This is a genomic window from Fusicatenibacter sp., assembly GCF_050872605.1.
GTDB lineage: Bacteria > Bacillota > Clostridia > Lachnospirales > Lachnospiraceae > Fusicatenibacter.
Genome location: NZ_JBNMHD010000061.1, coordinates 1 through 10,250, shown reverse-complemented (window position 1 = coordinate 10,250; position 10,250 = coordinate 1). Strand labels below are relative to the sequence as shown.

Sequence of the window (10,250 nt, the reverse complement as noted above, 5' to 3'; positions counted from 1 at the left end):
CCTTCAGCCGGACATCCACACCGTTCGTTAATACTTTTCGTCTATACTTTGGGCACCATACTACATGGTACTTACAGGAATAGACGACATTATTGTTTGATTGATATGTTGTGTTCATATTTGTATTATACGACATTTTATCGATTAATACAACTGTTATTTTGTCCATCTTCAATTACTTGCGTAAATTCGATGGACGCGTCTTATATCCCCATAGCTGAAGCAAGGGGTTTTACGACGCATTGGATAATTTTATACAATCCAGTTCAACAGCCTTAGAAACGCAGGCGTAAGCGGTGGCTGAGGGAAACGAACAAGAGCAAAATAAGAGTTTACGAACCTGTCGAAACTTGCTATAATTTTCACCAGAAGATTGCGAGAGTGCAAAGCACGTAGCAATCTGATTTTTACGCAGGAGAAGGAAGTAATTTTTTATGAGTTCACAAAGATCTTATTCATTTTCCCGCCAGGTTCTGATCAACGGAATCCGCGATGGTATTCCGATCGGGCTTGGCTATTTTGCGGTCTCGTTTTCGCTCGGCATTGCGGCGCGTAAGGCAGGTCTTAGTCCTTTTCAGGGCTTTCTCGCCAGTCTTTTTAACAATGCTTCCGCCGGAGAATACGCCGCCTTTACACTGATTGCCGCCAATGCAGGCTATCTGCAGGTCGCCATCATTACGCTCATCGCCAATGCGCGGTATCTGCTGATGAGCTGTGCGCTTGCCCAACGTTTTTCACCGGACACGCCGTTTTTCCACCGTTTTCTCATTGGTTACGATGTGACAGATGAACTGTTCGGCATCACAATTGCGCGCCCGGGCTGGCTGAATCCGTATTATACGTACGGCGCCATTCTCGTCGCTGCTCCCGCGTGGTCGATCGGCACGGCACTCGGCATTATTGCCGGAAATCTGCTGCCGCTGCGCGCTGTCAGTGCCTTAAGTGTGGCGCTGTATGGCATGTTCCTTGCGATCATCATTCCCCCGGCGCGAAAAAGCCGTGTGGTAGCAGGTCTTGTTGCCGTCAGCTTTTTCTTAAGCTTTATCTGCAACTATCTCCCGGGCATCTCCACTCTCTCCGACGGAACCAGAACGATTCTGCTCACCGTTCTGATTTCCTGCGCCGGAGCTATCCTGTTCCCGGTAAAGACAGAGGAGGAAAACGCTGATGTACAATAATTATATTTATATCGCCGTCATGGCCCTGGTTTCCTACACCATCCGGATTCTGCCGCTGACGCTGATCCGGAAGCCGATTAAAAATCAGTTTATTCAGTCGTTTCTGTACTATGTACCATACGTGACACTGTCCGTCATGACCTTCCCGGCGATCGTCCATGCAACACAGAGCCCTGTTTCCGGCGCACTCGCACTTGTCGTCGGCATCGCAGCCGCATGGTTCGGTGCAAGCCTGTTTCAGGTTTCGGTGGCATGTTGTGCGGTGGTGTTTGTGATTGAACTGTTTTTGTAAATAAATTTTTCCGAATATGGAAAAACGGGCTGTCCATGGGAAGAACTCTGCTTCCCTGGGCAGCCCGCGTTGATTCTTTCTTGTTACTCTGCTTTTCTGAAATGATATACGCTGACCGAAGCCGCCGGCAATGCAATCTGGAAGGAGTCTTCTTCCCGTGCAGGTGCTTTTCCTTCTTTGCAGCGGACACGGTTCGGATGTTTCACATCGTTGTAGTTCTGCGGATCTTTGGAGTGCAGTGTTTTGGCCTCAACAAATTCCGGACACTGTTTGAATTTCAATTCGATTTTCTTTGATTCGCTGTAGCTTGTATTTACAAGGTTGACGTAGATATCATCATTTTTGATCGAAGCAAAGATGCAGACCTCAGGATCTTTATTCTTTTCCTCAAATCCAAGCGTATACGCACCCTGGTGTACCTGGTACATCTCGAATACATCGTAGTTTGGTGTCAGAATGCAATGCTCGCCCTCCGTCAGGAACAGGGAATTCAGAACGTTGACAGACTGTGCTACACATGCCATGCGCACATCCCCGGTGTTGCGGTGGAAAATATCCAGCGTCAATGCGGTTGTAACGGCATCGCGCATTGTGCACTGCTGGTACAGCGCCGGACGTGCATTAAACGCGCTGCTGTGCCAGTTACCCCACTCACCGACAATCAGTTCACATTTTCTCGGTGCCGTCCGGAATGGACCCTCCGGCTTCGGAAGTGCCTCAAGACCGGCGTCTATCAGGCGGCGCTGCTCGTGAATGACATTTTCCAGCTCTTTGCATCCATTAATCACGTCATACCACTGTTTTTCATCGAACTTTTTCTCCGTCTGAAGCTGTTTCAGATTCCAGTTGTAAAAATGGAGATCATAGCCGTAAAGCGATGGCATACGGTATTTTCCCATCTCCTTGAAAAAGTCTTTCGTCCACGCAACACGCTCTTTTGGCTTGTTCCCATCCGGACCGCTGGCAATGCATTTAGGCGGAAACGCCTGATCGCCCGATCCAAAGGATGGACAGGACGATGTAAATTTCCGATATTCATTCGCATACATCTGCGGCGTCATTTTTCCGCCGCCATCCCATACTTCATTTCCAATGCCCCAGTATTCTACCTGAAACGGTGCTTCGTGTCCGTTTACCTTCCGCTCTCTGGTAAGTGTTGTAGATTCTCTTCGATTGCAATACTCCATCCATTCACGCATTTCAGCCGGAGAACCTGTCATCATATTGACATTAAACCATGGTTTTGCGCCGATCATTTCACAGAATTCCATCATCTCGTGCGTACCGAACTGATTCGGATCGGTTTCAAATGTACCAAAATTTTCATTATAAGTAACCGGCCTGTTCTCTCTCGGTCCGATCCCGTTTCTCCAATGATAAACATCCGCATAGCATCCGCCCGGCCCGCGGATCACCGGCGGATGCAGCTTCCGAAATGCATCCACAAGGTCTTTTCGGATTCCATGATAATTCGGAATCTCCGAATCCTCACCGACCCAGATGCCATCGTAAATACAGGAGCCAAGAAATTCTATAAAGTGTCCCTGCAGCTCCGGGTAAATATAGTTCTCTCCGATTAATTTTCGAAACGTAATTTTCTGCATACAGACTTCCTCCAATGTAAGAAATTCAGCACCGCAAAGCGCGAATTACTGCGTCACAGATTTTTATCATACTCCGGTACGCCTTCCCATCGGCTCCTTGTAATTCGCGCTCTGCAATACTGCCTTTTGCGTATTATTTTGGGTCTTTGCTATATATTTCAGTATAGGACATGTCGAAAAAAAATACAACGTGTTGCCGGAAAATCCCAACGTGTGTCTGAAAAGAATTTCCGAAACAAACTCTGAGATGAGAGCTGTTCGCGCGGGCTATCGCAGCCGAAGGAGGACAAGCGTTCCGCAAAGTCGGGCTTGCAGCCTGGAAAATGCAATTCTATGCTTGACATCTGATATTATCAGTGATATATCATTAATATAACCAGATATTATGCAGAACTTATTGTTTATCCGGATAAAAAATACACAGGAGAACTTAGATGGATCAGAAATTATACGACAGTTATGTAAAGATTTTAAAGAACGAACTTGTTCCGGCCCTCGGATGTACCGAACCGATTGCGATTGCCTATGCAGCTGCGAAAGCACACGAGGTACTCGGACAGATGCCGGAAAAGATTGAACTTTGCTGCAGTGGAAATATTATTAAAAATGTAAAAGGCGTTAAGGTTCCGAATTCCAACGGACTGAAGGGAATTGATGTTGCAGCAACACTCGGTGTTGTCGGCGGACGGGCCGATCGTGAGCTTGAGGTTCTTGAGGACGTAACCGAAGCAGACATTGAAAAGACAAAAGAACTGGTACAGCAGGGATTCTGCACCTGTACCTTAAAAGAAGGTGTAGAAAATCTCTATATCGTTGCAAAAGTCATCGCCGGTGAGCACAGCGCCGAGGTTACAATTGTCAACCGCCATACACTGATTTCACGCATCGTAAAGGACGGCGAAGTACTCTACCAGATTGCTGCACATGAAGATTCTCCGGAATATGTAGATAAAAGCGTGCTGAATGTCAAAGATATTCTCGAATTTGCCGATACGGTAAAAATCGAAGATGTCAAAGACATTCTTGACCGTCAGATCACCATGAACTCTGCGATTTCCGATGAAGGCCTGAATCATCCGTACGGAGCACAGGTAGGCCGCACCCTTCTGAATGATTATGGCAATGACGTGAAAATCCGCGCCCGTGCCCGCGCAGCAGCCGGTTCCGATGCACGTATGAGCGGCTGTTCTCTTCCGGTTGTCATCAATTCCGGCAGCGGAAACCAGGGTATGACCGTTTCTCTTCCTGTTATTGAATTTGCAAAAGAATGGAACGTTTCGCAGGATAAACTGTACCGCGCACTCGTTGTCAGCAACCTGATCGCCGTTCATCAGAAAAAATATATTGGCAGCCTTTCCGCTTACTGCGGTGCCGTCAGTGCCGGCTGCGGCGCAGGAGCTGCCATCACCTATCTTTCCGGCGGATCGTATGAGGATGTCAGCCTGACCATCGTCAACACCATCGGAAACGTCGGCGGTATTGTCTGCGACGGAGCAAAATCCTCCTGTGCAGCAAAAATCGCATCCGCTGTTGATGCCGCAATTCTGGCTCACTACATGGGCCAGCATCACAGAAGCTTCCAGCCGGGAGAAGGTATCGTGCGGGAAGATGTCGAAGATACGATTAAGAGTATGGGATACATCGGAAGAGTCGGCATGAAAGATACCGATACGGAAATCCTGAATATTATGATCGACCGTGTGGATATTGACGAAGTGTGTAAATAATAAAAATATTACGATAAGGCAGCCATCTGGACAAATTTGCACAGATGGCTGTTTTTATGTCGTTTTTCCTGTCCACCCTGAAAACCGCTACGACGCCCTCATCTTGGCAAAATCTCCCATAAATTGTGACATACATTTTGCAGAAAGCCTTTTTAACAGACTTTTTTAAACAGGCTCTGATTTTGATTTGAAAAAACGGAGGTTCTGCATTATGATGAAGTACAGGAATCTATGAACTGGCTTTACAGCTTCCGAAAAGCTATGGTGTCTTCCTTGTGACGGATTCTGCAAAACAAGCAGGAAGCAGAAAGAGAATGAATTATGAAAGTATTAATCTTTGGTTCTTTAAATATCGATTATGTCTACTCTGTCAACCATTTTGTCCAACCCGGCGAAACGCTTTTGGCGGATGACCGGCAGATTTTCAGCGGCGGAAAAGGGCTGAACCAGGCGATTGCTTTTGCAAAATATGGCCTGGAAACGTGGCATGCCGGCGCTGTTGGGGCAAAGGATTCTGCTCCGCTGCTGGAAACGCTGAAAAAGGCAGGTGTTCATACGGATCTTGTTCTGAAAAAAGAAGGACCATCGGGACACACGATCATTCAGAATACGCCGGAAGGTGAAAACTGTATTATCCTCTTCGGCGGTGCCAACCAGGCCATTACGAAAGCGGATGTGGATCATGTATTAACCTTCGCCGAATCGGGCGACTATCTGGTTCTGCAGAATGAAATCAGCGAGATCCCTTATCTGATGGACTGCGCGTATGAAAAAGGCATGCACATTGTGCTGAACCCCTCACCCGTCAATGAAAAGATTTTCCAGATGCCGCTCGAAACGGCTGAATATCTGATTCTGAATGAAATTGAGGCTGCTGCAATTTTAAAAGAAACGGGGGCTGCCCTTGCTGAAAACGCGGATGGCACTGCTCTGCTAAACGGACTGGTTCACAAATTTCCGGATAGCAAAATTGTGCTCACCCTCGGCAAAGAAGGTTCCATGTATGGCTATCACACCCAACGCTGCGCACAGGGCATTTTCCCGGTAAAAACCGTTGATACCACAGCGGCAGGCGATACCTTTACCGGATACTTTGTCGGTGAAATTATAAACGGAAAAACACCGGAAGAAGCATTAAAAACAGCCGCTATGGCATCTGCGATTGCGGTAGGTAAAAAAGGTGCAAGCACATCGATTCCGACGTTGGCGGATGTCAAGGCGGCTTTATAAAAAATTCAGAAAGACAACATGGCAAAGATACTACAAATATGATATAGTATTAGAACAGAACCGAAGATGTTCCAGAAGAATTCCTACCTTAAAAATTCCCGGAAGAGTGGATAATCGGAAAGGACAAGGCAAGGAATACATGAGTAAAAAAGACACTGTTACCAAAGCATTCATGCGCGAAAACTCTGTGTTTGCAGACGCTTTTAATTACCTGATTTTCCATGGAGAAAAGGTGATTCAGCCAGAACGGCTGCGGGAGCTTGACACGACGGAACTGGTACAGCTGGTTGTGAAAGGGAAGAAGTCCTCAAATGAAGCAATCCAGAAATACCGGGACGTTTTGAAGACTGCTGTCATTATGGAGGACGAGAATGCTGATTACCTTCTGCTTGGAATTGAAAACCAGACAGATGTACATTATGCAATGCCCGTCCGAAATATGATTTATGATGCTCTGCAGTATGGAAATCAGGTTTCCGCTATTGCTGCAGAAAATGCAAAGAAAAAGAACGCCGCGACACGTGCGGAATTTCTTTCCGGATTTCATAAAGCAGATAAACTCCGGCCAGTGATCACTCTTGTGGTTCATTTCGGCGCGGAGCCATGGGACGGGGCAACTTCTTTGCATGAAATGATGGATTTCCCTCTAGAAGAAATGCGGACATTCATTCAGGATTACAAAATCCATCTTATTGATCCAGCCGCAATTGAGCCGGAAGAACTTGAAAAATTTTCTACCAGTCTGCGGGAAGTGCTCGGCTGCATTAAGTATTCGAAGGATAAAGAAAAACTCTCTTCTTTTATCCGGAATAATACACGAATGACGTTAGAACGAAATGCCGCCAGGGTAATTCAGGCAATCACAAACGTAACCATTGATCTTTCAGAAGAAACGGAGGAAGTAGATATGTGCAAAGCGATTGATGACATGATGCAGGACAGCAGAAAGGAAGGACTCGCTGAAGGGATGGAGAAAGGTAAAGCAGAAGGTATTCTCTTTACACTCACCAGCCTGGTTAGGGATGGTATTCTGAGTGTCAAGGATGCTGCCTTTCGGGCAAATATGACGGAGAGTGCGTTTGAGGCAGCAATGAAAAAGAGCCAGGCATAATCATAATTTAACCGAATCAAGTAAGTCCCCTGCTTCCATTGCAAAAAGCAATAAGCAGTGGGTGGGGACTTGCTTGATTCGGTTAAAAAACGACTGCCGGAAATCAGAGGAAAAATCTGATTCCCGGCAATTTCTATTTCTAATAATCCCTGTTACATCCCATAATTCAATTTCAGTTTCGCAAAAAAGTCTCTCAGCGTCAGCTCCGCATTCGGGTCATGGTAAACACGGATTTTACGGTTCTTTCCGGTGAAATGATAGCTCATGTCCTCATAGCTGATCTCCGGTGCTTCTACCATTTCATAGAGGTCGGTACGCTGTACCTCTGCCAGCAGCAATCCAACCGTCGGGGAATCGCCAAGACCCCAGATTTCGCCATGCGGCCACTCCTGAAACTGGTAGAAGGTGTTGTTGAAGTCTACCATCTGCTGATACAGATAATTTCCGATCTCGCCACATGGCTGAACGTTAAGCTGCAGCTCGGCAAGAGAAACTGTCACTTTCTTGTATACGGTAGACGGAACCTGCCATACTTTCATGCCGGATTTCATCACAACGTTTGCAGCGGCGATGTCCTGACGGAGGTTGAACTCCTCTCCGCCTGCCGGATACGGTGCGCCGCCGATTCAGATAGCAGTCATACGGTCCGCGATTTCCGGTTTCATCAGAAGTGCGGAAGCAACGTCTGTCAGCGCGCCCTGGCAGGCAATAAACAACGGATGTGAATCATCTTTCATCGCTTCTTCGATGATCAGCTTAGCACCCTCAGACACGGCCGGAGTCTGCTCGTCCTTCATCGGAAATTCCGATCCTTTGCAGACCGGGCATACGCCCCGCAGATCCATCAGATCGAGTACTTTATTGACCTCGTCCATGCTAGCCTGTGCGGTGTGTCCATCGCCGTAATCGCGAGAGAACATGTTAAAGTGGCACGGAACGATGCCTTTCATAATAAACATCGGTGTCATCAGGTGGTGTGCCAGTGCGAACTGGTCGTCCGCCTCATTTTTGCAGTCTGTGCTGACAATCATACGCACGCGTTTGTTGTCCGGCACAGAGAATGTATAATTCATTTTTTTCATAGCAAATCCTTTCTGCTGTAAAATCAGAAGTATACAAAACAATCCGCCCGAATACCGCACAGTTTTACGGTTCCCGGGCGGATTTGCCTTAGTTATACCAGGTATTAATATTTCCTTAGTTTGCTTCTTTTACCGATGCAATCGTATCAAGGTTGGTCTGTGGAGTCTTTGTAGCCCCTCCATTTTCATCCAGCCATTTGTCCAGCTGCTCCTGTTTTGCATCCATAACGGTCTGCAGTCCGGCTGCATACAGTGCATCATTCAGTTTCTGAAGTGTTTCTTCTACACCAGCAACTCCGACAGAACCTGTCTCGAGTGCAGGACGATACGTATTCAGTGCATTCTGCAGTGCTGTGATCTGTGTAGAGTATTCAGAAGAATCCCACATAAATCCGTATGCCGGTGAATACTGTGCCCAGTCATTGTGATGCTGCAGTTTATCCCAGTAATTTGCATCTTTGGATCCATCATTCCATACGTAGGTATTAAACTGATTGCCCATAAACCATCCTGTGTTCTGGTGATATTTAAAGTTAGAAGCATCTTCACCATCTACATAATAAGCAGTACCATCATCCAGAACTTTATAGTTTACATCCTGAATACCATTCTGCCACAGATTCATAACTTCTGGATCTGTATACAGTGCGGAAATAAACTTAAAGGCCATTTCCGGATCCGCACTGTTGGTTGCGATACCAGTATCATAAAAGCTTACGTTTGTAGTTGAATATCCACCTTCTACATCCTGTCCAAAATACATTGCATAGCAGTCTGTTCCTGTAGACGCTTTTGCCTCAACAAGATAGCCCGGCTTAATTGCTGACATATAAGAGAACGTATTTCCAGCCTTCATCATAACTGCAGCTCCCTGTGTATCCGTCAACGCATCCGGATAAATGTATCCAGCATCAAACCATTCTGCCAGCTGGGTTACTGCTTCTTTGTAAGTATCAGTTTCAAACTCGTTCACTACGGTTGTGGAATCATGATCAGCCTCCCAGTCCAGAACGCCGAACTGATCCGCCAACTCATCGAAAAATGCAAGACGTCTCATCGGGCTTGAGCTTCCCTGCAGATACAGAGGTGTCATTTCCGGATGTGCTTCTTTTACTTTCTTGAAAATTTCAGTTGCAACAGACCAGTCATACACTTTTCCAGTGTATTCATCCTGATTCAACTCCAATCCGTATTCCTCTGCGATACCAAGTTCATCACAGATATCTGCTCTCATAGTCAAACCACCAAGTTCAACCGATTCCTTCTGTGCCGGGAAACCGAACAGAATACCATTCATGGAGCCTACCGTTGCATTTGCCTCGCCAAGCACATCTTTAATAGCCTGTCCCTCCGGAGTATCCATATACTGGTTCATATCGACAATACCATTCATTGCAATCCAACTGGAAGCATTGCTGTAATAAATTGGCATAACATCCAGTTCATCACCACCGGAAATCATCAACTGAATTGTCTGCTGATATTCTGAATACTGCAGTGGGAGAAATTCCACTTCAATATGATATTTCGGAATCATGTATTCATTCAATGCATCCTGTACCGCCGTACGTGCTGCGTCATCCTGCTCGTAAAACTCAACGAATGCAAATACCAGATGATAAGGATTTTCTTCTGTGTACTCACCAAGCTCTGTTTTTGTTACAGAAGCATCTGCCTCGCCAGATGCCGATGCTGTTGCTGTTGTTCCTGAAGAGCTCTTGGAAGAGCCGGAAGCGTCTCCACTGTTTCCGCAGCCGACAAGCAGGCCGCCCACCATTGTCGCTGCCAGAAAAGCAGCAAGCATTTTTCTTTTCATATGAAAATTCCTCCTTAAAATAAGTTTATCACGAAGCAGCCTTTTGCTGCTAATGATTCATTCTATCTGCAGGGATTTCGCTTTTAGTAACGCATATTTATAAGTAGCCCCTTTTCTGTATTCACTTTTCCTTTTTTCTCACAGACAGAACCATTATGCACAAAATTTCCCCTTTTCTGTTTGGAACCGTTTTACCTATTTCTTTTTCCT

Annotated in this window: 10 protein-coding genes and 2 pseudogenes; 6 read left to right on the top strand and 6 right to left on the bottom strand. The window is 46.3% G+C overall.

All coding sequences use genetic code 11. The features are described from left to right. A partial coding sequence (locus tag ACY2VT_RS13505; protein WP_461879150.1) for a transposase occupies window positions 1-118 on the bottom strand: 118 nt, incomplete at its 3' end. 316 nt (window positions 119-434) lie between these two features. On the opposite strand from ACY2VT_RS13505, the gene ACY2VT_RS13500 reads away from it, so the two are divergent. Then, entirely contained in the window at window positions 435-1,178 is a 744-nt protein-coding gene (locus ACY2VT_RS13500; RefSeq protein ID WP_461880242.1) for an AzlC family ABC transporter permease, read from the top strand. Beyond that, window positions 1,168-1,470, top strand: a complete 303-nt coding sequence (locus ACY2VT_RS13495) for an AzlD domain-containing protein (RefSeq protein ID WP_330410127.1) — start codon at window positions 1,168-1,170, stop codon at window positions 1,468-1,470. Before ACY2VT_RS13500 ends, ACY2VT_RS13495 begins: the two co-directional genes overlap by 11 nt. Before the next feature lie 83 nt (window positions 1,471-1,553). Here the strand turns inward: ACY2VT_RS13495 and ACY2VT_RS13490 are convergent, their stop codons facing one another. Then, entirely contained in the window at window positions 1,554-3,074 is a 1,521-nt protein-coding gene (locus ACY2VT_RS13490; protein WP_461880241.1) for an alpha-L-arabinofuranosidase C-terminal domain-containing protein, read from the bottom strand. A 434-nt stretch (window positions 3,075-3,508) separates the two neighbouring features. Between ACY2VT_RS13490 and ACY2VT_RS13485 the strand changes: the two genes are divergently transcribed. Beyond that, window positions 3,509-4,801: an L-cysteine desulfidase family protein gene (locus ACY2VT_RS13485; RefSeq protein ID WP_173828878.1), complete on the top strand. Its 1,293-nt coding sequence runs from the start codon at window positions 3,509-3,511 to the stop codon at window positions 4,799-4,801. Continuing rightward, a pseudogene (locus ACY2VT_RS13480) lies at window positions 4,773-4,946 on the top strand (hypothetical protein); the annotation flags it as partial. The gene ACY2VT_RS13485 and the pseudogene ACY2VT_RS13480, both read left to right, overlap by 29 nt. Here ACY2VT_RS13480 and ACY2VT_RS13475 read toward each other — a convergent pair. Beyond that, a pseudogene (locus ACY2VT_RS13475) lies at window positions 4,893-5,030 on the bottom strand (DUF6783 domain-containing protein); the annotation flags it as partial. The pseudogenes ACY2VT_RS13480 and ACY2VT_RS13475 sit on opposite strands and share 54 nt — an antisense overlap. A 92-nt stretch (window positions 5,031-5,122) precedes the next feature. On the opposite strand from ACY2VT_RS13475, the gene ACY2VT_RS13470 reads away from it, so the two are divergent. Both ACY2VT_RS13470 and ACY2VT_RS13465 read left to right on the top strand, forming a co-directional pair. Then, window positions 5,123-6,031 carry a ribokinase gene (locus tag ACY2VT_RS13470; RefSeq protein WP_461880240.1) on the top strand — a complete coding sequence of 303 codons (909 nt, stop codon included), beginning with the start codon at window positions 5,123-5,125 and terminating at the stop codon, window positions 6,029-6,031. Window positions 6,032-6,170: 139 nt separating this feature from the next. Next, complete coding sequence (locus tag ACY2VT_RS13465) at window positions 6,171-7,142, top strand: Rpn family recombination-promoting nuclease/putative transposase (RefSeq protein WP_461880239.1); 972 nt, start codon at window positions 6,171-6,173, stop codon at window positions 7,140-7,142. A gap of 152 nt (window positions 7,143-7,294) precedes the next feature. On the opposite strand, the gene ACY2VT_RS13460 is transcribed toward ACY2VT_RS13465, so the two are convergent. The 3 genes from ACY2VT_RS13460 to ACY2VT_RS13450 form a co-directional block, all read right to left on the bottom strand. Beyond that, window positions 7,295-7,681 carry a hypothetical protein gene (locus ACY2VT_RS13460; RefSeq protein WP_461880238.1) on the bottom strand — a complete coding sequence of 129 codons (387 nt, stop codon included), beginning with the start codon at window positions 7,679-7,681 and terminating at the stop codon, window positions 7,295-7,297. 87 nt (window positions 7,682-7,768) lie between these two features. After that, complete coding sequence (locus tag ACY2VT_RS13455) at window positions 7,769-8,215, bottom strand: nucleoside hydrolase-like domain-containing protein (RefSeq protein WP_461880237.1); 447 nt, start codon at window positions 8,213-8,215, stop codon at window positions 7,769-7,771. 124 nt (window positions 8,216-8,339) lie between these two features. Beyond that, window positions 8,340-10,040 carry an ABC transporter substrate-binding protein gene (locus tag ACY2VT_RS13450; RefSeq protein ID WP_461880236.1) on the bottom strand — a complete coding sequence of 567 codons (1,701 nt, stop codon included), beginning with the start codon at window positions 10,038-10,040 and terminating at the stop codon, window positions 8,340-8,342. Between the last annotated feature and the right edge of the window lie 210 nt (window positions 10,041-10,250).

What these genes read in the sequence shown, in the direction of transcription:
- ACY2VT_RS13465 (WP_461880239.1), top strand. Translation starts at nt 6,171, where the DNA reads ATGAGTAAAAAAGACACTGTTACCAAAGCATTCATGCGCGAAAACTCT.
- ACY2VT_RS13490 (WP_461880241.1), bottom strand. Translation starts at nt 3,074, where the DNA reads ATGCAGAAAATTACGTTTCGAAAATTAATCGGAGAGAACTATATTTAC.
- ACY2VT_RS13470 (WP_461880240.1), top strand. Translation starts at nt 5,123, where the DNA reads ATGAAAGTATTAATCTTTGGTTCTTTAAATATCGATTATGTCTACTCT.
- ACY2VT_RS13485 (WP_173828878.1), top strand. Translation starts at nt 3,509, where the DNA reads ATGGATCAGAAATTATACGACAGTTATGTAAAGATTTTAAAGAACGAA.
- ACY2VT_RS13460 (WP_461880238.1), bottom strand. Translation starts at nt 7,681, where the DNA reads ATGAAAGTATGGCAGGTTCCGTCTACCGTATACAAGAAAGTGACAGTT.
- ACY2VT_RS13450 (WP_461880236.1), bottom strand. Translation starts at nt 10,040, where the DNA reads ATGAAAAGAAAAATGCTTGCTGCTTTTCTGGCAGCGACAATGGTGGGC.
- ACY2VT_RS13495 (WP_330410127.1), top strand. Translation starts at nt 1,168, where the DNA reads ATGTACAATAATTATATTTATATCGCCGTCATGGCCCTGGTTTCCTAC.
- ACY2VT_RS13500 (WP_461880242.1), top strand. Translation starts at nt 435, where the DNA reads ATGAGTTCACAAAGATCTTATTCATTTTCCCGCCAGGTTCTGATCAAC.
- ACY2VT_RS13455 (WP_461880237.1), bottom strand. Translation starts at nt 8,215, where the DNA reads ATGAATTATACATTCTCTGTGCCGGACAACAAACGCGTGCGTATGATT.